General features: G+C 68.8%; 19 protein-coding genes. 11 read left to right on the forward strand and 8 right to left on the reverse strand.

Going from position 1 to position 22340, the window contains the following annotated elements:
• Positions 1-10: 10 nt before the first annotated feature.
• Together ACFO3Q_RS05875 and ACFO3Q_RS05880 are read right to left on the reverse strand one after the other, a co-directional pair.
• Positions 11-2488, reverse strand: a complete 2478-nt coding sequence (locus tag ACFO3Q_RS05875; protein WP_377003705.1) for an acyl-CoA dehydrogenase — start codon at positions 2486-2488, stop codon at positions 11-13.
• Positions 2485-3375: an alpha/beta fold hydrolase gene (locus ACFO3Q_RS05880; RefSeq protein ID WP_377003706.1), complete on the reverse strand. Its 891-nt coding sequence runs from the start codon at positions 3373-3375 to the stop codon at positions 2485-2487. Before ACFO3Q_RS05880 ends, ACFO3Q_RS05875 begins: the two co-directional genes overlap by 4 nt.
• Before the next feature lie 205 nt (positions 3376-3580).
• Here ACFO3Q_RS05880 and ACFO3Q_RS05885 point away from each other — a divergent pair, with 205 nt between their 5' ends.
• Positions 3581-6487 carry a TonB-dependent receptor plug domain-containing protein gene (locus ACFO3Q_RS05885; protein ID WP_377003707.1) on the forward strand — a complete coding sequence of 969 codons (2907 nt, stop codon included), beginning with the start codon at positions 3581-3583 and terminating at the stop codon, positions 6485-6487.
• Between the two features lie 109 nt (positions 6488-6596).
• Positions 6597-7208 (forward strand): TetR/AcrR family transcriptional regulator, encoded by a 612-nt coding sequence (locus ACFO3Q_RS05890; RefSeq protein ID WP_377003708.1) that lies wholly within the window; start codon positions 6597-6599, stop codon positions 7206-7208.
• Positions 7209-7537: 329 nt separating this feature from the next.
• On the opposite strand, the gene ACFO3Q_RS05895 is transcribed toward ACFO3Q_RS05890, so the two are convergent.
• The 3 genes from ACFO3Q_RS05895 to hslO form a co-directional block, all read right to left on the reverse strand.
• Positions 7538-10381 carry a TonB-dependent receptor plug domain-containing protein gene (locus ACFO3Q_RS05895; protein ID WP_377003709.1) on the reverse strand — a complete coding sequence of 948 codons (2844 nt, stop codon included), beginning with the start codon at positions 10379-10381 and terminating at the stop codon, positions 7538-7540.
• Between the two features lie 219 nt (positions 10382-10600).
• Positions 10601-11584 carry an XOO1806 family protein gene (locus ACFO3Q_RS05900; protein WP_377003710.1) on the reverse strand — a complete coding sequence of 328 codons (984 nt, stop codon included), beginning with the start codon at positions 11582-11584 and terminating at the stop codon, positions 10601-10603.
• An 88-nt stretch (positions 11585-11672) separates the two neighbouring features.
• The gene (hslO, locus tag ACFO3Q_RS05905) at positions 11673-12578 is read right to left on the reverse strand and encodes an Hsp33 family molecular chaperone HslO (protein WP_377003711.1); all 906 of its coding nucleotides are present in this window, start codon (positions 12576-12578) and stop codon (positions 11673-11675) included.
• A gap of 46 nt (positions 12579-12624) precedes the next feature.
• On the opposite strand from hslO, the gene mtgA reads away from it, so the two are divergent.
• Genes mtgA through ACFO3Q_RS05920 form a run of 3 tightly spaced genes read left to right on the forward strand, consistent with a single transcriptional unit; the run spans position 12625 to position 14841 of the window.
• Positions 12625-13359, forward strand: a complete 735-nt coding sequence (mtgA, locus tag ACFO3Q_RS05910; protein ID WP_377003712.1) for a monofunctional biosynthetic peptidoglycan transglycosylase — start codon at positions 12625-12627, stop codon at positions 13357-13359.
• A gap of 38 nt (positions 13360-13397) precedes the next feature.
• Positions 13398-14363, forward strand: coding sequence for a glycosyltransferase family 2 protein (locus ACFO3Q_RS05915; RefSeq protein ID WP_377003713.1), 966 nt, complete (start codon positions 13398-13400; stop codon positions 14361-14363).
• Between the two features lie 49 nt (positions 14364-14412).
• Positions 14413-14841, forward strand: a complete 429-nt coding sequence (locus ACFO3Q_RS05920) for a CBS domain-containing protein (protein ID WP_377003714.1) — start codon at positions 14413-14415, stop codon at positions 14839-14841.
• 9 nt (positions 14842-14850) lie between these two features.
• Here the strand turns inward: ACFO3Q_RS05920 and proC are convergent, their stop codons facing one another.
• Positions 14851-15687, reverse strand: a complete 837-nt coding sequence (gene proC / locus ACFO3Q_RS05925) for a pyrroline-5-carboxylate reductase (protein ID WP_377003715.1) — start codon at positions 15685-15687, stop codon at positions 14851-14853.
• Complete coding sequence (locus tag ACFO3Q_RS05930; RefSeq protein ID WP_377003716.1) at positions 15684-16388, reverse strand: YggS family pyridoxal phosphate-dependent enzyme; 705 nt, start codon at positions 16386-16388, stop codon at positions 15684-15686. The genes proC and ACFO3Q_RS05930 overlap by 4 nt, the downstream gene beginning before the upstream one ends.
• A 112-nt stretch (positions 16389-16500) precedes the next feature.
• Here ACFO3Q_RS05930 and ACFO3Q_RS05935 point away from each other — a divergent pair, with 112 nt between their 5' ends.
• The 3 genes from ACFO3Q_RS05935 to ACFO3Q_RS05945 all read left to right on the forward strand — a co-directional run bounded on the left by ACFO3Q_RS05935 (position 16501) and on the right by ACFO3Q_RS05945 (position 19444).
• The gene (locus tag ACFO3Q_RS05935; RefSeq protein ID WP_377003717.1) at positions 16501-17538 is read left to right on the forward strand and encodes a type IV pilus twitching motility protein PilT; all 1038 of its coding nucleotides are present in this window, start codon (positions 16501-16503) and stop codon (positions 17536-17538) included.
• Between the two features lie 106 nt (positions 17539-17644).
• Entirely contained in the window at positions 17645-18775 is a 1131-nt protein-coding gene (locus ACFO3Q_RS05940; RefSeq protein WP_377003718.1) for a PilT/PilU family type 4a pilus ATPase, read from the forward strand.
• A 189-nt stretch (positions 18776-18964) separates the two neighbouring features.
• A complete protein-coding gene (locus ACFO3Q_RS05945) occupies positions 18965-19444 on the forward strand; it encodes an FKBP-type peptidyl-prolyl cis-trans isomerase (RefSeq protein ID WP_377003719.1) in 480 nt (159 codons plus the stop codon).
• Between the two features lie 52 nt (positions 19445-19496).
• On the opposite strand, the gene ACFO3Q_RS05950 is transcribed toward ACFO3Q_RS05945, so the two are convergent.
• Positions 19497-20060 carry a DNA-3-methyladenine glycosylase I gene (locus tag ACFO3Q_RS05950; RefSeq protein ID WP_377003720.1) on the reverse strand — a complete coding sequence of 188 codons (564 nt, stop codon included), beginning with the start codon at positions 20058-20060 and terminating at the stop codon, positions 19497-19499.
• 164 nt (positions 20061-20224) lie between these two features.
• On the opposite strand from ACFO3Q_RS05950, the gene ACFO3Q_RS05955 reads away from it, so the two are divergent.
• The 3 genes from ACFO3Q_RS05955 to ACFO3Q_RS05965 all read left to right on the forward strand — a co-directional run bounded on the left by ACFO3Q_RS05955 (position 20225) and on the right by ACFO3Q_RS05965 (position 22318).
• Positions 20225-20788, forward strand: coding sequence for a YqgE/AlgH family protein (locus tag ACFO3Q_RS05955; RefSeq protein WP_377003721.1), 564 nt, complete (start codon positions 20225-20227; stop codon positions 20786-20788).
• A 1-nt stretch (position 20789) separates the two neighbouring features.
• Entirely contained in the window at positions 20790-21254 is a 465-nt protein-coding gene (gene ruvX, locus ACFO3Q_RS05960) for a Holliday junction resolvase RuvX (protein WP_377003722.1), read from the forward strand.
• A gap of 74 nt (positions 21255-21328) precedes the next feature.
• On the forward strand, positions 21329-22318 hold the full coding sequence (locus tag ACFO3Q_RS05965; RefSeq protein ID WP_377003731.1) for an aspartate carbamoyltransferase catalytic subunit: 990 nt from the start codon (positions 21329-21331) through the stop codon (positions 22316-22318).
• The last annotated feature ends 22 nt before the right edge of the window (positions 22319-22340 follow it).

Consider the following 22340-nt stretch of genomic DNA (forward strand, 5'->3'; position numbering starts at 1 on the left):
CCCGCGATGCTCAGGCCGCCTCGGGCTCCGCGCCCGGCAGGGCGGGTACCGGCCGCGCGCCGGCGGCCTCCAGTTCCGCCGGGTCGAAATCGTCGACGGTGATGGCGTCCAGCGTCATCGTGCGCAGCTCGTGGAGCTGGGCCTTCTCGGCCTCGGTGATCCAGCCGCGCTCGACGCCGGCGGCGAGCTGCTCCTCGTACGGGCGGTTCTCGACGTCGCTGCCCTTGAGGGCCTTGAGGAACTTGCGCTCCACCGGCTCCGCCAGCACCACCTTCGGCAGGTAGCTGTCGATGCGTCCGGCCGGGTTGTTCTCGCAGGGCGTCAGGAAGGTGCCGCGGGCGAGGCGGTCGCGCGCGTCGCCGGGCGTCATCAGCAGGGCGGCGGCGCGGCGGCCGAGGCGGTCGCTCGGGGCCTGGGCGCGACGACCGAGCGGGAACACCAGCACCCACAGCGCCCAGCCGATCGGCCGCACCGGGAAGTTGCGCAGCGCGCCCGAGAGCGCCAGTTCGATCTTGTGCACGGCGTCGTGGAAGGCCCAGGCCAGCAGCGGACGGTCGCTGACCGGGCGGCCGGCATCCTCGTAGCGCTTGAGCATGGCGCTGGCGAGGTAGAGCTGGCTGAGCACGTCGCCGAGGCGGCCGGACAGCTTCTCCTTGAACTTGAGCTTGCCGCCCAGGGTGAGCATCGAGGTGTCCGCGCACAGCGCCAGCGCAGCGGAATAGCGGTTCAACTTGCGGTAGTAGCGGCGGGTGTAGGCGTCGCCGGGCGCGCGGCCGAAGCGCGACGCCGTCAGTCCCATCCACAGCGCACGCACCGCGTTGGAGACGGCGAAGCCGATGTGGGAGAACAGCACCTTGTCGAACTCGCGCAGGCGGGTGCCTCGGTCCTCGATCATCGCCGCCTGCATCTCCTTGAGCACCCAGGGATGGCAGCGGATCGCCCCCTGCCCGAAGATCATCAGGCTGCGGGTCATGATGTTGGCGCCCTCGACCGTGATGCCGATGGGCGTGCCCTGCCAGGCGCGGCCGAGATAGTTGCGCGGCCCGAGGATGATGCCCTTGCCGCCGTGCACGTCCATGGCGTCGGAGACGACCTGGCGGCCCATCTCGGTGCAGTGGTACTTGGCGATGGTGGAGGGCACTGCCGGATTCTCGCCGCGGGTGACGGCGGCCGCGGTGGCCTCGGCCAGCGCGCTGATCGCGTAGGCGTTGCCGGCCATGCGCGCCAGGACTTCCTCCACGCCCTCGAAGCGGCCGATCGACAGCCCGAACTGCTTGCGGATGCGCGCGTAGGCGCCGGTCACGACGGCGAAGGCCTTGGAGCTGCCGGACGCGGTGGAGGGCAGGGTGATGGAGCGGCCGATCGACAGACATTCCACCAGCATCGCCCAGCCCTTGCCGGCGTACTCCTCGCCGCCGATCAGCGCCGACAGCGGGACGAACACGTCCTTGCCCCGGATAGGGCCGTTCTGGAACGGCACGTTGAGGGGGAAGTGGCGGCGCCCGATCTCCATGCCCGGCGTGTCGCGGGGGATCAAGGCCAGCGAGATGCCCAGGTCCTCGGTGTCGCCCAGCAGCTTGTCCGGGTCGTAGAGGCGGAAGGCGAGGCCGATGAGGGTCGCCACCGGGGCCAGCGTGATGTAGCGCTTCTCGAAGTTGAGGCGGATGCCGACCACCTCGGCGCCGTTCCACTGGCCGGTGCACACCACGCCGGTATCCGGGATGGAGGTCGCGTCGGAGCCGGCGAACGGGCCGGTCAGGCCGAAGCAGGGGATCTCGCGGCCGTCGGCCAGGCGCGGCAGGTAGTGGTCCTTCTGCTCCTGGGTGCCGTAGTGCATGAGCAGCTCGCCCGGGCCGAGCGAGTTGGGCACGCCGACGGTCGAGCTCAGCAGGCTCGACACCGAGGCGAGCTTCTGGATGACCTTGTGGTGGGCGAGCGCGGAGAAGCCGAGGCCGCCGTACTCCTTGGGGATGATCATCCCGAAGAACTTGTGCGTCTTGCAGAACGCCCAGACCTCCGGCGGCAGGTCGGCGCGCACATGGGTCGCCTCCCAGTCGTTCATCATCCGGCAGAGCTCCTCGCAGGGGCCGTCGAGGAAGGCCTGCTCCTCCGCGGTCAACGCGGGCGCGGGCTGGTCGAGGAGGCGCTGCCACTGCGGGCGGCCGGAGAACAGCTCGCCCTCGAAGCCGACCGTGCCGGACTCGAGCATCTGCCGCTCGGTCGAGGACAGCGGCGGGAGGATCTTCGTGTAGAAGTCGAGCAGCGGCGCGGTGATGCGGCTGCGGCGGAAGTCGGTCAGCAGCAGCGGCACGGCCACCGCGGCCAGCAGCACCGCGCAGACAGCCACCGCGACCGGGTGGCCGCCGGCGAGCCAGGCCAGCGCGAGCAGGGCGACGCTGAGCCCGGTCCACATCGCGAGCGAGAGACGGTGGTAGGCGGCGATGCCGCCGGCGAGCAGCAGGGCGAGGATGGGCAGGAGGATGCTCATGGAACGGCTCCGGTGAGGGCGCGCTGGGGTTGGGTGGAATCGAGGGAGGACAGGAAGTCGAGGACGGCGCCGGCGAAGGCCCGGTTGTCGTCGCCGGCGACCATGTGGGTCGCGCCGGGCAGGCGCACGTGGCGCGCGTGCGGCGCCAGGGCGAGGAAGTCGTCGACCGTGCGGTCGGAGACGAGGTCGCTGCGGCCGCCGCTGACCAGGAGCGTCGGCACGTCGAGGGCGCGCGCCGCCTCGGCCATCGCGGCCTGGTGCGCCTCGACGCCGACGGCGAACTCGTCGATCAGGCGCGGATCCCAGTGCCAGCGCCAGCGGCCGTCGTCGCTCTGGCGCAGGATCTCACGGAGTTGTGCCGGCGTCTTGCGGGGGCGGTGCGGAAGATAGGCGGCGATCGCGTCGGCCGCCTGCCCGAGGTCGGCGAAGCCGTCCGGGTGCGCCTGCATGAAGCCGAGAATGCGCCGGAAGCCGGCGTCCTCCCACTTCGGCGTGACGTCCACCAGCACCAGCGCGGAGAACGGCCGCGCCTTCGCCTGCGCGAGCAGCCCGACCAGCCCGCCCATCGACGCCCCCACCAGCACCGGTCCCGGGCCGGCGTGCGCCGCGACCGCGATCATGTCCTCGACGAAGTCCTCGCCGCGGTACGGCCGGTCGGCCGGGTTCCGGTCCGAGTCGCCGTGGCCGCGGGCGTCGAAGGCGAGCGAGCCGATGCCCTGCGTCGCGAAGGCCCGTGCTGCAGCGCGCCAGGCGCCGCGGGTCTGGCCGAAGCCATGTGCCAGTACCGCCTCGGGTTTCGACCCGGAAGGCAGCCGCGTGCAGCGCAGCGTGCACGCGCCGACCCGGATGTGCATCTCGTGCTCGTGGCTGTCGAACGGCAGCTCCATACTCGCAAGTATGGTGAGCGCCCGCCCGCGCAGTCAACACGCGAGCCTTCGCACAAAAAGATGACAAACGTAAAAATTGTGTTGACCGCAGCTTAACGGATTGCTAGCGTCCGAACGGCTCGCATGCGCCTGTCGCCTGCCGGGCCACTACGGGGAAGGCGCGTTGCGCCTTGCACAAATAGTTCTTCTGTTCGGGGTATCACTAATGAATTGCAACCGTAACGCGTTGAGCTACGCGGTCGGCCTGGGTCTGGCAGCGGGCGCGCTCGTCATTCCGGGTGCCGCATACGCCCAGAGTACTGGCGCCACGCAGCTGGACCGCATCGAGGTCACCGGCTCGCGCATCCGCCAGGTCGACATCGAGACCGCCCAGCCGGTCCTGACGATCACCCGCGCCGAGATCGAGAACCAGGGCTTCACGTCCGTTGCCGATATCCTCCAGAACATTTCGGCAGCCGGTGCACCGCCGATCAGCCGCGCTTCGCCGCTGTCCGCGGGCGAAGCCGTCGGTGGCCAGTACATCAGCCTGCGTAACCTTGGCACGACCCGCTCGCTCGTCCTCGTCAATGGCCGCCGCCTGGGTATCACCACGGGTGGCAACCAAGACATCTCCACGATTCCGACCTCCGCGGTCGAGCGCATCGAGGTGTTGAAGGACGGCGCGTCCGCCATCTACGGTTCGGATGCAATGGCCGGCGTGGTGAACATCATCACCCGCAGCTCGTTCGAGGGCGTGCAGGCGACGGCCTACTACGGGCAGTACAGTGAAGGCGATGGTGCGGTCGAGCGTTTCGATGTCACCGCAGGAACCAGCAGCGACCGTATGTCGGTTGTGTTCGGCTTTGAGTACTCGAAGGAGAACGAGGTCTGGTCGACCGACCGCCCCTACACCGAGTTCCCGAACGGCGCCCGTCATCCGTATCGTGGTTGGACCCCCGCGAGCTCTTGGGGCGGCTGGGTGACGAGCGAAGAGACGGCGGTTCCGGGCGTCCCGACGGGAACCCGCGTGGTGCTGCGGCCCGGCGGCGATCCGCGTAACATCAATGACTATGTCGCACAGGACACGACTGCACCAAACGGGCAGGTCAACAACGCCAACGAGCAGATGCACCTGCGCAATCCGATCGAGCGCAAGCAGATCTTCGCGTCGGGTAGCTATGAACTGACCGACAACATCCGCGTGCGCGGCGATCTGCTGTACGGAAAGCGTGATGCCTCGCGTTCGATCGCGGGTTATCCGATGCAGGCGGGAACCTTCGCGAACAACGTTCCGGGTGGGGTCGGCATCTCGCCGGACAGCTACTTCAATCCGACCGGTGCCACGATCGACAACTGGTGGCGCCGCACTTGGGAAGTGCCGCGCGTTACCGACAACAGCATCGACAACTTCCGCGGCGTCCTCGCGCTTGAGGGCAGCTTCGATGTGGGTGACCGGTACTTCGATTGGGATGTGAGCTATCTCTACACCGAGAACAAGAACCTCCAGTCGTCCTTCGGCAACCTGAACCTCAACAACGTAAAGCACGCTGTCGGCCCCTCCTACATCACGGACACCGGCAACTTGGTGTGCGGTACCCCCGATAGCGGGCCGATCCAAGGCTGTGTGCCGTGGAATGTGTTCCTGCCGTACGGCGTCGCTGGCCCCGGCAGCTTCGTCGACAACCAAGCGCTCATGGACTACATCTTCCAGGAGGAGCACTCGACCGGGCAGACCTCGACGTCCGTGTTCAACGCCAACATCGCGGGTGGCATCTTCACCCTGCCGGCGGGCGACCTCGGTTTCGCGGCCGGCATCGAGCGCCGCAAGGAAAAGGGTGAGTTCGTGCCGGATGCGCTGTCGGTCTCCGGTGGCTCGACCAATCTCGGTGCGCGTCCGACCCGTGGCGGCTACAACGTCAACGAGGCCTATGCAGAGCTTGAGATTCCGCTTCTGGCCGATCTGCCGGGCGCACGCGAGCTGAGCCTGAACGTCGCCACCCGCTACTCGGACTTCGACACTTTCGGGGACACGCTCAACAGCAAGGCCAGCTTCAAGTGGAAGCCGATCGACCAGTTGCTGATCCGTGGTACCTGGGCCGAGGGCTTCCGCGCCCCGACCGTTGCGAACCTGTACGCCGGTGGTTCTCAGACCTTCGCGAACTATACCGACGTATGCGACACGGTGTACGGTCAGGCGGCCGGCAACGCCACCATCCGTGCGAACTGTGGGCGTGACATCGCGAATCCGGATACCTTCCGCCAGTTGCAACAGGGTTTCGTTCAGTCGACCGGCCCGAACGTGCAGACCCCGGTGCCGTTCTTCAGCGGGGCAGCGAATCCGCTACTGACGCCGGAAACTTCGGTGTCCAAGAACCTGGGCGTGGTCTGGAGCCCGACCTTCGCTCCGACGTTGAGCTTCGCGCTCGACTGGTGGAACGTCCGTATCGAAAACACGATCGTCAGCGACACCCCGGGCGATATCCTCCGGGACTGCTACGTCGACAACATCATGTCGCGCTGCGAGCTGTTCACTCGTGATCCGGTTCTGGGTTACATCAACAGCATGAGCTACGGGTCCCGGAACTCCGGTTACCTTGATACCGAAGGCTTCGACTTCGATGTCAACTACCGCTGGGACACTGCGGCGTGGGGTAACTTCGGCTTCCAGTTCAACAGTACCTACGTCAGCAAGTTCGAGTCCAAGTCCACGGACATTGCGACGCAGCTGCCGACACAGAACGTCGGCTTCGGTACCTACTACCGTATTCGTGCCAACGCAGGCATTGACTGGAACTACGGCATCTTCGCTGCGAGCTGGAACTTCCGCTACTACCACGGTACGAGCGAGACTTGCCTTGATTGGCGCAATGTGCCGGAGGAGTGCTCGAACCCGGACTACATCGCGGGTAATCCGGCACAGACCCGCGCGATCAACCGCATGAGCTCTGCACTGTTCAACGATGTGCAGTTCCGCGTCAATGCGCCGTGGGACGCGACGATTTCGGTCGGTGCCAACAACGTGTTCGACCGCGTCGCTTCGCCCTCGTACTCGCAGGTCAACTCGAACTTCGCTTACAACGGCGAGTTTGACATCGGCCGCTTCATGTACATGAGGTACCAGCAGCGCTTCTGATCGCTGTTGCGAGTCGTGTAGAACTACGGCCCCGCAAGGGGCCGTAGTTTTTTTGCGCCCGGTCGCTCGGCTAGGCGGGCTTCCACACTGGCGGTACACTCCGGCGGCCATGTCAGATCCCAGCAATTCACCCTCTGCCGCGAAGGCATCTCCGCGCGGTGAGCGCAACAGCCGGCTCAGCGCCGATGATTGGTCCGAGGCAGCTCTGGACCAGATCGCGACGCATGGCGTCGCCAGCGTCGCCGTCGAGCCGCTGGCCCGGCGGCTCGGAGTGACCAAGGGCAGCTTCTACTGGCACTTCTCGTCCCGCGAGGCGCTGATCAAGTCGGCGCTCGAGCGCTGGGAGGCGATGGAGCAGGAGACGGTCTTCGGACAGCTCGAGAAGATCCCGGACCCGAGGGAGCGTCTGCGTTCGCTGTTCCGGGTCGTTGCGCAGGAGGTCAAACCCCATGCGATCTACTCAGAGCTCTTCAAGGCGATCGATCATCCCCTTGTCCAGCCGGTCATGGAGCGCATTTCCGAGCGGCGTTTCGCCTACCTGACCGAGGCATTCCGCCAGGTCGGCATGGCGCCGGTCGAAGCCCAGCACCGAGCGAGACTCACGTACGCGGCGTATGTCGGCTTCCTGCAGCTCAATCGCCAGTTGCATCAGCCAAAGCTGCATCACGACGAGTTCGAGGCTTACGTCAGCCACATGATGGCCACGCTAATTCCTGGGTAAGTCAGCGGGGGGGCGGCGAGAAGCTGAGACATTCGGGAGTGCATCCCTTCGGCCACCGTGGCGAGTGCGGTTCCAGCGTTCACGCACCTGTTCATGTCGCTTCTCGCGTGCTCCGGACCAGGTCGATGATGAGGAGTCGCGCGGTCGCACTATGGCCGTGGACGTAGCGATGGCTCCCTCGTACAGCGGGCAGTACCGTGGGTCCCTGATGCACCCGCTTCCATGCAAGAGCGAGCTGGAGGAGCGCTTGCGACATCCTCCTTCAGCGCGATCAGCGAAAGGAGAAACGGCCCCTTGAAGGGGCCGTTTCATCCTGGAGCTGCCGCGCGTCAGAACCGTTGCACGTACTCCATGTACGTGTAGCGACCGGGCACGTCGTACTGCGGGTCGAACGAGTTCGCGAACGCCTGGAACGCTACTGGTGGTTCCTTCTTGAAGAGGTTGTTTGCACCGAGCCTGATGCTGCCATTCCAGGGAAGCTCGTAGCGGGCTTGTACGTCGTGGTAGGTCACGGCTCCAAGCTTGTTACGCGGTGCGGGACCTGTTGCAGTCACCCGATCCTCGTCGGAGCAGAGACCTGTGCCCGGGAACGGGCAATCTTCCACGAGGCTGGAGTGATAGCGCGCCGTCCATGTCAGGCCAAAGTCGCCGTAGTTCCAGTCGATCGAGGCATTGGCGCGCAGCCGCCAGTTCGGGTCGTACTCGAAGTACTTTCCGACCATCTCTTCCTCAGCAGAAGCCGGAGTGAAGCGCGAGTTCCACTTGACCATGTAGGCGGAATCTAGCGTAAACCCGAAGCTGCCGTACCGTGTTTCCTGGGTCCGGTACGAGACGTTGAAGTCGAAGCCCTCCGTCTCGATCACGCTCAGGTTCTGTGGCGTCAGCTGCATGTCGCTGATCTGGAAATCGCTGGCGCGGCGGGTAATCAACGAGCAGAACGCCTGATCACCGAGGTTGTAGCACTGGTCCATGATCTGCGCGGCCGTCGGCGTGCCCAGCGCGTTCGTGATCTCGATCTGCCACCAGTCGAGCGAGATGTTCAGGCCCGTGGCAAACGAGGGGCTGTACACGAGGCCGAGCGTCTTGCTCGTGGAGTTTTCCGGGCCGGCATCGGGGTTGCCGCCGATCGAGAACGGATAGATGGTCTGGCCGAAGTAGCCGAAGCCCTGGTTGGTCTGCTGGATGAAGCCGGCAGGCGCTCCTGCGGCGGCGCAGTTGGCGGCTATGGTGGGAGTGCGCCCTCCGAAGTCTTCGGAGCAGATGTCGCCGAAGTTCGTGAAGGAATCTGCGCGCCCGCGAAAGAGCGTGGAGATCGGCGGGGCGCGGAAGCCCTCCGCCCAGTTGCCGCGGACCAGCAGTTGATCGAATGGCTTCCACTTGAAGCCGAACTTGCTGTTGGTCGTATCGCCGAAGTTGCTGTAGTCGGAGTAACGGGAAGCGATGCTGAACTCTAGAAGATCGGCACCCGGTACGCCGGAGAGCACGGGGATGAGAAGCTCAGCGTAGATCTCATCGAGGTCGTACTGCCCCGCGGTCGGCAGGCGTGCGTTGCCCGAGGTGTAGCCCGCGGCAACGAAGGCGTCAGGCCTGTCGAAGCCGCTCTCTTTACGCCGCTCGACGCCAACCGCGAAGCCCATCATGCCTCCTGGGAGTTCCATGATCTCGCCGTTCAGGTTCGCGGTGAAGATCTCGTTGCGGTTCTGGAAGGTGTCCTGTGCCGTGAACAGGATGTAATCCAGCATCTCCTGCGTCACGGCTCCTGCCGGGGAGAGCGGATTGAAGGGTACGCAGCCCTCGATGATGTTGCCGCCCGGCGCATCGACGCAAACCACCCGCCCGTCACGGACTTCGGACGGCCCGACACCTGCCGCGACGTTGAGCATGTTCGCGTCGCCGATCTGGGTATCTTGTTGATCCGACTTGTTGTGCCCGTAGCCGACTTCCCAGCCGAAGAAGCGGTTCGCGAACTCGAAGCTGCCCTCGAGTCCGGCATAGACGTGGAACGTCTTCACGTTCTGTTCGTAGACGCGGGCCTGTTCGGTGAGGCGGTGGCTCCACACGACGTCGCGGCCGTCGCCGCCATAGATCGTGTTGTACGGGTTGTAGTAGCTGTCGCCACTCAGCAGGTAGTCGTTGCTGACGCCGCCATTCAGCGGAAAGCCCGCGAGCTGTTGCGCCGAACGCCGCTCGTTGTAGAGCGCATCCGCGCGGAAACTGATGTTGTCGGTGATGTCGTACCGGCCCTTCAGATAGAGCGAGGTGCGCGTCTGGGGCGTGAGGAGGTAGTTGTCGGGAGCGAAGTTGTAGGCGTCCTGCGCCGCCTCGAAGGGAGCGAACTGGTCGAGCCCATAGCGGGGATCCCCGGCGACGCCCGACGGCGTCGAGCCAGGCCTTACCACGAGGGAGTCTTCTTCGCCCGGACCTCCGTTCCAGATGCGCCCGTTGGCCGAGTAGCCGCTGTACTGCGATGAACCGAGCCCGAACACGGGGTCAGCGGAGATGCGGCGGGCGCCAGCCATGACGGCCTTCTCTTCGACGCGGGAGAGCCCGACGACGATGTTGCTGCGGTCGCTGTTGGCTCCGAGCGTTGCATCGACGGAGTTCCGTTCGCCGTCACCGTGGTTGAACTGCCCGTAATGCGCTCGGAACTCGGCACCTTCGAAGTTGTCGCGCGTGATGATGTTGACGACGCCGGCGATAGCGTCCGAGCCATAGATCGCGGAAGCGCCGTCCTTCAGTACCTCGACACGCTCAATGACGGCGGCCGGGATGGTATTGAGGTCGACCGAACCGCCCAGCGACGAGACCCAACGGCGGCCATCCACCAGCACGAGGGTTCGAGAGGATCCCAGGTTGCGCAACGACACCTCGGAAGAGCCGTCACCACCGTTGTTGAAAGTGCGGTTGATGCCGGCGCCGTTCGCGGAGATCCGCTGCAGCACTTCCGCGACCGAGGTCAGGCCCTGCTTCTCGATCGCGGCGCGGTCAAGGACAAGAACCGGCTGAGAGGTCTCGGCATCGACAGACCTGATGCGGGAGCCTGTCACCTCGATCCGATCAAGGGTCGCAGTGGTGGACTGTGCGAGCGCGGCAGGAACGGCCGTGCTCAGAACTGCGCCGGAACAAAGCGAAAGGGCTACTGCCTTGCTCAGCGGCTTCGTCTTCAACGTCATGATCTTCTCTCTCCAGAAAGCAAGCGTTGTGAAGCGGAGGGGAAAGCCGACCCCACATGCAACATGCCGTTGGTCACGGGGGCGACCCGAGCATAGCCCCTGCAGAAGATCGATTAAAGATCTGTTAAGCGCAGATGTCGGGGAAATGATGTGAACGAAAAAGCCCTGCGAAGGCAGGGCTCGGGGGCGTTCAGCGACGGATGGAGGCAGGAGGAGAGGCTAGAGATCCTGCTGGTACCGCACGTACGGCACCCGTCCGCCGTCTTCGGACTCCTCGCCTGCGGCAGACGTGCTCCAGGGGCTCTTGCCGCGGGTGACGATGTTCTCGGCGCCGACGCTGAACTGGCCGCGCCAGGGGGCGCGCCAGCTGAGGCCGAGGCCGAGGCTGCCGAAGCTGTCCTGGCCGGGGACCTCGATCACGCGACCGATCACCGAGCCGCTGAAGGCGCCGTAGCCGGCGCCGACGCCGAGGGTCGTGGTGTCCCACTGGTCGGGGAGGAGGGAGGCGGCGGCATCGTTCGCAGGGACGAGGCGCGCGCGCGCCACGGTGCCCGCGATGGAGACCCAGCCGTCGCTGCCCAGGCGCATCTGGCCGAGCATGCCGACGTCGGTCTGTTCGACGCCTGCGGTCACGGCCATGGGCAGCAGCGGGTTGTTCGCCAGCCAGTTCGGCTCGCCCACGCTGCCAGGGTTCGGGAGCAGCGCGGTGCCGCCGACCGTTCCCCGGGTGCTTCCTGCACCGAGGGTCAGGTTGGCCTCGTCGTTCCCGACCGTCGCTTCCAGGCCGAGGCGACCGCCACCGCCCGCGGTGTCGTTCATCTGCGCGAGCATGCAGTGCTCCGCGAGGCCGCCGAGGGTCAGCGCGACGCCGGTGTCGCCGTTGCACAGCAGGGCGAGGTTGCTCTGCGGCTCGAGCCTGACGCCGGCGGTGAGATCCGTCGCCCCGAGATCGCGACGCACGAGCGCGCCGGGAGCGGGTGCCGGCGGGGTGGCGAGGAAGCGGAGGTCGGTGGCGTCGCGCTGCGCGTCAGGCGCTTCGAGGAGGAGCAGGGCTTCGATCCGGCCGCTGTCGTGGTTCCAGACGGGGAGGACGGTCGTGTCCTTGGCCGGGCGGGGCGCCAGCTGCGCATGCACGGGCCCGGCCACGCCCATGAGGGCGAGGCACAGACCAGCGAACAGGCGTGAGCGCAGGGGCGTCGTCATGATTCCGTGAGACCGCCGGGAGATGTAAAGGTTTCGTCTTCCCCGATGGATCCACGCTACCCGATTTACATGTTGTTAACAAGTGAAGTCACTGCAGCCGGTCCGACCCTTCGCCGGTGAGCGGGCGGTCGAAAAGGGCTTCGATCTCGTCGGGGGTGAAGGTGTAGGCCGTGCCGCAGAACTCGCAGCGCACCTCGGCGATCCCGGTCGCGGTGGCGGCGCGCGCCTCCTCCCTGCCGAGGCCTTCGAGCATCGCCGCGACCCGCTCGCGGGAGCAGGAACACCGGAAGCGCAACGCCGAGTCGCCGAGGACGCGTACATCCTCCTCGTTGAAGAGCCGCCACAGCAGGTCGTGCGCGGGGAGCCGAAGGAGTTCTTCGTCGGTCAGCGTCTCGAACAGGGCCTGCGCGCGCGTCCAGCCGTCGGCATCGCCGACGTCGCCCGGGAGCTGCTGGAGCATGAGGCCGGCGGCGCGGCCGTCGGAGGAGACGAGCCTCAGCCGCGTCGGCAACTGTTCCGAGCGGTCGAAATAGCCCTCGAAGGCCTCCATGAAGCTGTCCGCGTCGAGGTCGACCAGCCCCTGGTAGCGCTGGACGTCGCGCGCGCCGGGCGGGTGGTTCTCGATGGTGATCGCCATCAGCGAGCCCTGGCCGAGCTGGCGGGGCGTGAGCGGGTCGGGAACCGTGTCGGCGTGGTGCGCGATGCCGCGCAGCGTGCCCTCCGCCGTGCATTCCGCGAACAGGGTGCGCAGGGGACCCGTGCCCTTGAGCTGGATGCTGAGGCGACCGTCCACCTTCGCGTGTCCGGTGAAGAGGGCGGCGGCGACGCAGGCCTCGCCCAGCCGTTCGGCGACCGGACCGGGATAGTCGGAGGTCTCCCGGATGCGGGTCCAGGCGTCGTCGAGACGGACGAGGATGCCGCGCACGCCGGCCTTGTCGAGCAGGAAGCGGTGGAGGCGATCGGGGTCGGCGGGCGAAGATGGCGCGTGGTTCATGGTGATGTCGGAGCGCAGGGGCCGGTTGACGTGACGAAGGGACGGTATGGGTACGACTGAGGCCCGGCGCAAGCGCCGGTGGCTGCGCCGGCTGTGGCGCGTGCCCGTGCTGGCAGTGGGCATGGGGCTGCTGCTCAGCATCCTGCAGGTGCTGGCGCTGCGCTGGATCGATCCCCCGACGAGCGCCTACATGCTGGCGCGCCTCGCGGCCCCGCCGCCGGCGGCGGGCCAGCCGCGCGTGGACTTCCGGTGGGTTCCCCTCGAGGCCGTGGCGCCGGCGTTGCCGCTGGCGGTCGTCGCAGCGGAGGATCAGCGCTTCCCGGACCATCGCGGGTTCGACCTCGACGCCATCCGTGCCGCGCTGGACAGCAACGAGGACGGCGGGGCGCTGCGCGGCGCCAGCACGATCTCCCAGCAGGTCGCGCGGAACCTGTATCTATGGAGTGGCCGCAGCTGGCTGCGCAAGGGGCTGGAGGCCTGGTACACCTTCCTGATCGAGGCGCTCTGGCCGAAGCGCCGCATCCTCGAGGTGTACGTCAACATCGCCGAGTTCGGCGACGGCATCTACGGCGCCGAGGCCGCGGCGCAGCGCTATTTCGGCAAGTCGGCCGCCGCCCTGGGCGAGGGGGAGGCAGCGCGCCTGGCGGCGGTGCTGCCGAGTCCCCGCCGCTGGTCGGTCGAGGCGCCGGGGCCCTACGTCCAGCGGCGTACGGCATGGATCCAGCGCCAGATGCGCCAGCTCGGCGGCCCGGCCTATCTCGACGGCTGCTGCGCACCATGAGCGCTGCCGAGCCCGCCCGGGCGGCTTACCATCCACGGATGCCCGACCGCCTGACCGTCCTCGTCGCCGCCTACAACGAGCAGGAGGCCCTGCCGGCCCTGCATCCCCGGATCCGGGCCGCGCTCGACCGGCTGGAGGGGCTCGACGGGCACGTCCTCTACGTCGACGACGGCAGCCACGACGGCACCTGGCGGGCGCTGCAGGCCATCGCCGCCGCCGATCCGCGGGTCGCGCTGCTGCGGCTGTCGCGGAACTTCGGCAAGGAGCTCGCGCTGACCGCCGGCCTCGATCACGTCGATGCCGATGCCGTGGTGGTGATGGACGCGGACGGCCAGGACCCACCGGAACTCCTGGAGGCCTTCGTCGCGCGCTGGCGCGAGGGCTACGACGTGGTCTACGGCACGCGCCTCCAGCGCGAGGGCGAGACCTGGATGAAGCGCGGCAGCGCCTACCTCTTCTATCGGGTCATCGGCCGGCTCTCGCACACGCCGATCCCGCGCGATACCGGCGACTTCCGGTTGCTGTCGCGGCGCGCGGTGGACGCCCTGCGCCAGGTGCGCGAGCGCAACCGCTTCATGAAGGGGCTGTTCACCTGGGTGGGCTACCGGCAGTGCGCGGTGCCCTACGAGCGGGCGCCGCGGCTCGCAGGAAATTCCAAGTTCAACTACTGGCGCCTCTGGAATTTCGCGCTGGAGGGCATCACCAGCTTCTCCACGGCACCGCTGCGGGTGGCGACCTACCTCGGCATCGCCACCGCGCTGTCGGCCTTCGTGTTCGCCTGCTTCGTCGTGGTCAAGGCCCTGCTGTTCGGGGATCCGGTGCAGGGCTGGCCGACGATGATGGCCGTGATCCTGTTCCTGGGCGGGGTGCAACTGATGGCGCTCGGCGTCATCGGCGAGTACCTCGGGCGGCTCTACGACGAGGCCAAGCAGCGCCCGCTGTACCTGGTCGACGCCTGGCGCCCGTCGGCGCCGTCGGAGCCTGCTGCGCCGCAGCGCCGCTGACGCCCGGCGAGGAGTAGGATCGGGCGCATCCATGGGAGCAGGAGGCCCTATGCGTACCGTCCGCCAGATCCTGGATGGCAAGAACCCCGAGCTGGCCTGGGTGGCGCCCGAGGCGCCGGTGCTGCAGGCCATCCGCTGCATGGCGGAACGGCACGTCGGTGCGGTGCTGGTGATGGCCGGCGGCAGGCTCGTCGGCATCGCCTCCGAGCGCGACTACGCGCGCAAGGTGGTGCTCCAGGGCCGCAGCTCGCACGACACCCCCGTCACCGAGATCATGACCGCGCCGGTGCGGACCGTCGGGCCCGACGCCACCGTCGCCCACTGCATGCACCTGATGACCGAGGGACGCTTCCGGCACCTCCCGGTCTTGGAAGGCGACACGGTGGTCGGCATCGTCTCGATCGGCGACCTGGTCAAGAGCGTGATCGAGGACCAGCAGCTGCAGATCGACGCGCTGCAGCGCTACATCGCCGGCTGACGCGCCGGCTCAGTCGTTGGCGGCGGCCAGTTCGCCGCCGCGCCGGGCCGCCGCGCCCACCGCCGCACGGACGAGGTCACGGAACCCGCCGCGCTCGAAGGCCTCGAGCGCGGCCTGCGTGGTGCCGTTGGGCGAGGTGACGCGCTCGCGCAGGGTCGCCGCCGTCTCGCCCGACTCCGCCAGCATGCGTGCCGCGCCCAGGGCCGTCTGCACGACCAGGGCGCGCGCCGTCTCCGGGTCGAGGCCTTCGGCGATGCCGGCGTCCGTCATGGCTTCGGCGAGGAGGAAGAAGTAGGCCGGGCCGCTGCCGCTGACCGCCGTGACCGCATCCATCTGCGCCTCGTCCGGGACCCATGCGATGCGCCCGGTCGCCGCCATCAGCGCCTCGGCCTGACCGCGGCCGGCCGCGTCGACCTCCGGCGTCGCGTACAGCCCGCTGGCGCCCGCACCCAGCAGCGCAGGGGTGTTGGGCATCACCCGCACGATGCGCTGGCCGCCGCCGAGCCAGCGGTCCAGCCGGGCTGTGGTGATGCCGGCCGCGACCGAGACCACCAGCGGCCGCGTCGCCGCGGCCTGCGCGCGCAGCCCCTCGCAGACCGCGCGCATCGCCTGCGGCTTGACCGCCAGCACCCATGCCTCCGCATCGCCAGCGGCGGCCGCGTTGTCCTCGTGGACGACGACGCCGAAGTCCTCGGCCAGCGCGCCGCGGGTCGTCGGCGAGGGATCGGCGACGCGGATGGCCGAAGGAGCCAGCCGGCCGACGAGGCCGCCGATCAGACTGCGGGCCATGTTGCCGCCGCCGACGAAGGCGACGCTGCGGGGGAGGGCGGGGGGCGTGGGGCTCATGCGTGGGCGTCCTCGGGAGAAGGCCGCGGCGGGCGCGGCCCGAACAGGGCGGTGCCGATGCGGACGCGGGTCGCGCCCTCGGCGATGGCGGTCTCGAAGTCGTCGCTCATGCCCATCGAGAGCGTGTCGATGTCGGGGTGGCGTCCGCGCAGCCGCTCGAAGAGCCCGGCCAGGGTCCGGAAGCTCGCGGCGCGCACGCGCATGTCCTCCGCAGGCGCCGGAATCGCCATCAGCCCGCGCAGGCGCAGGCGGGGCAGGGCGGCGACGTGGGCGGCGAGCGCGTCGAGCTCGTCGGGCGCGCACCCGGCCTTGCCGGGCTCGCCGTCGGGGTTCACCTGGATCAGGACGTTCAGCGGAGGCCGGCCTTCCGGGCGCGCTGCCGCCAGTGCGTCCGCGAGGCGGGGGCGATCGACCGCCTCGACCCAGTCGAAGCCTGCGGCATCGCGCGCCTTGTTGGTCTGCAGGCGGCCGATCAGGTGCCACTCCAGGTCGAGGTCGGGCGCCAGTGCGGCGACGGCGCGGCGCTTGGCCACCGCTTCCTGGACGTAGTTCTCGCCGAACCGCCGCTGCCCCCGCCGCGCCAAGGCGACCACCTCCTCGGCGCTGCGGGTCTTGGACACGGCCAGCAGCTCCACGGGACGGCCCGCCGCCGCGGCCCGGATGCGCTGGAGAACCTCGTCGTGGGCGGTCGGCGTGGGCATGCGTTCCTGTGCGGAGTAGGGCCGCCGCGAGGGCGTTCGCGGCCGATGGGGAACGGATATACTGCCGCGGGGAATCGCCGCTGTACCAACTCGAGGCGCAAGGGGAGCGCGCATGGATATCGCTGAACTGCTGGCCTTCTCGGTCAAGAACCGGGCGTCCGACCTGCACCTGTCCGCCGGGCTGCCGCCGCTGATCCGCGTCGATGGCGACGTGCGCCGCATCAACATCCCGGCGCTCGACCACAAGCAGGTGCACGCGCTGGTCTACGACATCATGTCGGACAAGCAGCGCCGCGACTACGAGGAGTTCCTCGAGGTCGACTTCTCGTTCGAGATCCCGGGCATGGCGCGCTTCCGCGTCAACGCCTTCAACCAGAACCGCGGCGCGGGCGCGGTGTTCCGCACCATTCCCTCCGAGGTCCTCACGCTCGAGGACCTGGCCACGCCGCCGATCTTCCGCGAGCTCATCGAACAGCCGCAGGGCCTGATCCTGGTGACCGGCCCCACGGGCTCGGGCAAGTCGACCACGCTCGCGGCGATGATCGACTACATCAACAAGACTCAGTACGGGCACATCCTCACCGTCGAGGACCCGATCGAGTTCGTGCACACCTCGCAGAAGTGCCTGATCAACCAGCGCGAGATCCACCGCGACACGCACGGCTTCAACGAGGCCCTGCGCTCGGCGCTGCGCGAGGACCCCGACTACGTGCTGGTCGGCGAAATGCGCGACCTGGAGACCATCCGCCTGGCGCTGACCGCCGCGGAGACCGGCCACCTGGTGTTCGGCACCCTGCACACCAGCTCGGCCGCCAAGACCATCGACCGCATCATCGACGTGTTCCCCGCCGGCGAGAAGCCGATGGTGCGCTCGATGCTGTCGGAGTCGCTGCGCGCGGTGATCTCGCAGGCCCTGCTGAAGAAGGTGGGCGGCGGCCGTACCGCCGCGTGGGAGATCATGGTCGGCACCCCGGCGATCCGGAACCTGATTCGCGAGGACAAGGTGGCGCAGATGTACTCCGCCATCCAGACCGGCCAGCAGGCCGGCATGATGACCCTCGATCAGCACCTGCAGGACCTGGTCAAGCGCGGGCTGGTGACGCGCCACCAGGCGAAGGAATACGCGAAGGACAAGCGCCTGTTCGAATAGCGGACCGGTGCACGGCGCGCCGGCGGCCCTGGCGGTATCGTCGGCGCTGGACCGCCCGGTGCGCCGGGCCGTAGAACGTTGGATTCGCTGGCCCCGGAGGCCTGACGTGAGCACGATCGATTTCTCGTCCTTCCTGAAGCTGATGGCGCACAAGAAGGCGTCGGATCTCTTCATCACCGCCGGCGTGCCGCCGTCCATGAAGGTCCACGGCAAGATCGCGCCGATCACCCAGAGCCCGCTGACGCCGCAGCAGAGCCGCGACCTGGTGCTGGGCGTGATGAACCCCGCGCAGCGCGAGGAGTTCGAGAAGACCCACGAGTGCCAGTTCGCCATCGGCGTCTCGGGCGTGGGCCGCTTCCGCGTGAGCTGCTTCTACCAGCGCAACCAGGTCGGCATGGTGCTGCGCCGGATCGAGACCAGGATCCCGAGCATCGAGGAGCTCAACCTGCCGCCGGTGGTCAAGACCCTGGCGATGACCAAGCGCGGCATCGTGATCTTCGTCGGCGCCACCGGCACCGGCAAGTCCACGTCGATGGCGGCGCTGATCGGTTACCGCAACCAGAATTCGACCGGGCACATCATCACCATCGAGGACCCGATCGAGTTCGTGCACAAGCACGAGGGCTGCATCGTCACCCAGCGCGAGGTCGGCATCGACACCGACAGCTGGGAGGCCGCGCTGAAGAACACCCTCCGCCAGGCGCCCGACGTCATCATGATCGGCGAGGTGCGCACGCGCGAGGGCATGGACCACGCCATCGCCTTCGCCGAGACCGGCCATCTGGTGCTGTGCACCCTGCATGCGAACAACGCCAACCAGGCGATGGACCGCATCATCAACTTCTTCCCGGAGGACCGGCGCAGCCAGCTGCTGATGGACCTGTCGCTGAACCTCAAGGGCGTGGTCGCGCAGCAGCTCATCCCGACCCCGGACGGGCGCGGGCGGCGCGTCGCGCTGGAGATCCTGCTCGGCACGCCGCTGGTGCAGGACTACATCCGCGACGGCGAGATCCACAAGCTCAAGGACGTCATGAAGGAATCGACGAACCTGGGCATGAAGACCTTCGACCAGGCGTTGTTCGAGCTCTACCAGGCCGGCGAGATCTCCTACGAGGACGCGCTGCGCCACGCCGACTCCCAGAACGAGGTGCGGCTGAAGATCAAGCTCGCCCAGGGCGGCGATGCCCACACCCTCAGCCAGGGCCTCGACGGCGTCGAGCTCTCGGAAATCCGCTGACGCCGCGCCTGCGCCGCCGCCTCCGGCCGACGCCGGGGGCGGTCGGCTGAACGGCCGGCCGGCGCGTTCATTTGCGCTGTACTGCCGGGTCGCCTAGCCTTGGCGCACCCATCCCCGCTGCGCGTCCCACGGACGCCTTTTCTGCAGCACTCCCCTTCACCGCTACCCACTTTCTAAGGAGCCGACTCCATGGAGATCGCGCAGAACAGCGTCGCCACGTTCCACTACACCCTGACCGACGACGCAGGCGCCGTACTCGACACATCGTCCGGCCGCGAGCCGCTGGCCTACCTGCACGGCGCGGGCAACATCGTGCCGGGCCTCGAGAGCGCGCTCGAGGGCAAGAAGGCGGGCGACCGCCTCAAGGTCGACGTCAAGCCCGAGGAGGGCTACGGCGTGCGCCACGAGCAGCTCGTCCAGCAGGTGCCGCGCGAGGCCTTCCAGGGTGTCGAGGACGTCCAGGTCGGCATGCAGTTCCAGGCCCAGACCCAGGGCGGCGCGCTCTCCGTCGTGGTCACCGAGGTGAAGGACGGGATCGTCACCGTCGACGGCAACCACCCGCTCGCGGGCAAGACCCTGCACTTCGAGGTCGAGATCACCGACGTGCGCGCCGCCTCGGCCGAAGAGCTCCAGCACGGCCATGCGCACGGTGTCGGCGGCGCCCACTGACGCTTTTCGCCCCTGCGTGCGCGACGCCCGGCTCCGGCCGGGCGTCGTCGTTTCAGGGGATGGGTGCGGGCAGCGCCCGGCGCCATGCCGGATCGCAGGCGAGGATGCGCGCGTGGACCGGGCAGTCCGGCCGGTGGGCGCCGGGCAGGTAGCCCGTGCTCATCAGGAATTCGCCCACGATCTCGCCGCCGGTGAAGCGGAAGGTGCGGCGGAACAGCCGGACCCAGGCCGCCTTGTCGACGCCGCAGCGCGCCGCCTCCGCGTCGAGCCAGGCGGCCAGCGACCCGTGGCGGGCGACCAGGTCCAGCGCCACGCCGGCGTTGTGCACCGCCGCGGCCACCTTGAGCCGGTTGCGGACGATGCCGGGATCGCTCAACAGGCGGGCGACGTCCGCCTCCCCGTAGGCCGCCACGCGCGCGATGTCGAAGTCGTGGTACGCGCGGCGGAAGCCCTCGCGCTTGTTGAGGATGGTCAGCCAGCTCAGCCCGGCCTGGTTGATCTCGAGGACGAGGCGCTCGAACAACTGGCGGTCGTCGTCGACGGGAAAGCCGTATTCGAGGTCGTGGTAGGGCGCATGCACCGGGTGGCCGGGTGCGCTGTCGCAATAGCCGCTCATCCGCGGAGTATGCCGTCGCCGGCGTCGCGCAGGCGGTGTCCGGCCGGGAGGTCGTGCCTTCCCGGGAACCGATGCGGGCAGGGCAGGGTCGCGCGGCGCCCCCACCTTCCGGCGACGGTGGCGCATTTCATCTCGGCGTGCACGACACGCTCTAGAATGCGCCCATGGACCCCGAACATTCGCTCGCCAATCACCTGCTGGTGGCCATGCCCGCCATGGATGATCCCAATTTCGCGCGCGGAGTGACGCTGTTGCTGCAGCACGACGAGGACGGCGCCATGGGGCTGGTGGTCAATCGCCTGTCCGACTTCACCCTCGGCGAGGTGCTGCGGCAGATGGGCATCCATCCCGACGATCCTGCGCTGGCGGCGCGGCCGGTCCTGCTCGGCGGGCCGGTGCAGCCCGAGCGCGGCTTCGTGCTGCACGACGACGCCCGCGACTGGGGGTCGACGTTGCGCGTCGGCGGCGGCCTCGGCGTGACCACCTCGCGCGACATCCTCGAGGCCATGGCCCGGGGCGACGGTCCCGCGCATTCGCTGCTGGTGCTGGGCTATGCCGGCTGGGGCGCGGGCCAGCTCGAGCAGGAGCTCGCCGAGAACGCGTGGCTCACCGTGCCGGCCGACGCCAGCCTGCTGTTCGACACGCCGCTCGAGGCGCGCTGGCAGGCCGCCGCCGGTCGCATCGGGGTGGACCTGGGGCGCCTCGCCGACTATTCCGGCCGCGCCTGACGTGTCGGGCGGTACGGTGCTCGGCTTCGACGTCGGGTCGCGGCGCATCGGCGTCGCGGTCGGCAACGGCCTCACGGCCTCGGCGCGGGAGCTGTGCGTGGTCGACGTGCGCGAGGGCGTGCCGGACTGGAGCCGGATCGAGGCCTCGATCCGCGAGTGGCGCCCGGAGGCGCTGGTGGTCGGCGATCCGCGTACCCTCGACGACGAGGAGGGGCAGCAGCCCGCACGGCGTCGCGCGCAGCGCTTCGCGCGCGAGCTGCAGGCGCGCAGCGGCCTGCCGACCTGGCTCGTCGACGAGCGCTCCAGCTCGATGGAGGCGGCGCGGCGTTTCGCCGCGGGCCGCGCCGCAGGCACGCGGCGGCGCAGCCAGGCACAGAACCTCGACGCGCTGGCGGCAGTGGTCATCGTCGAGCGCTGGTTCGAGGCGCCGGGCGACGCGCAGCGGGCGCCCTCGCCCGAGGGGTGAACCGAAGCGCCGCGGCGTCGCCGCGAGCGGCTACCATGCGCGCCGGACCTGCCTACCGATTCCACATCCTGCGCATGAGCGACCTGCAGCTTCGACCCGACGGCGGCCTGCGCCATTTCCTCACCCTGGAAGGCCTGCCCCGGGCGTTGCTGGAGAGCCTGCTCGACCGCGCCCAGGCGCTGCGCGACGAGGCCTTCTCCGGGGTCGCGCTGCGCAACCGCCTGCTCGGGCAGACGGTGTGCAATCTCTTCTTCGAGCCCTCCACGCGCACCCGCAGCAGCTTCCAGCTGGCGGCCGCGCGTCTGGGGGCCGACGTGCTCAACTTCGACGCCGCCAGCGCCTCGACCAAGAAGGGCGAGACCGACCTCGATACGCTCAAGACCCTGCGGGCCATGGGCGTCGACGCCTTCGTGATCCGGCACGCCCAGGACGGCGCGGTGGACGCGCTGGCCGACCGGGCCGGCGGTGCGGCCCTGATCAACGCGGGCGACGGCCGTCGCGCGCATCCGACGCAGGGCCTGCTGGACATGCTCACCCTGCGCCAGCGCAAGGGCGCGGATTTCTCGCGGCTGCGGGTGCTGATGGTGGGCGACATCCTCCATTCGCGCGTGGCGCGCTCGGACCTGCACGCCCTGCGGACGCTGGGCGCCGGCGAGATCCGCGTCTGCGGGCCCGACGCGCTCCTGCCGGGCGACGACGTCCTGCACGGCTGCGTCCGGGTGCCGCGCCTGGACGAGGCGGTCGAGGGCGTGGACGCGGTCTTCATGCTGCGGTTGCAGCGCGAGCGCATGGTCGAGGGGCTGGTGCCGTCCCTCGACGACTACTTCCGGGACTACGGCCTCGATCCCGCTCGGCTGCGGCGGGCGGCGCCGGGTGCGGTGGTCCTGCATCCGGGGCCGATCAACCGCGGCGTGGAGATCGCGGACGCGGTGGCCGACGGGGCGCAGTCGGTGATCCTGGACCAGGTCGCGAACGGCGTGGCCGCGCGCATGGCGGTGCTGGAGGCGCTGCTCGAACCGTCCCACCACCTGCAGCCGACCTTCCCGGTCGCCCGCCGCGCCTGATCCCGGCGCGCGGCCGGGCGCC

The sequence above is a fragment of the Coralloluteibacterium thermophilum genome (genome assembly GCF_042654365.1).
In the GTDB taxonomy this organism is placed as follows: Bacteria; Pseudomonadota; Gammaproteobacteria; order Xanthomonadales; family Xanthomonadaceae; genus Coralloluteibacterium; species Coralloluteibacterium thermophilum.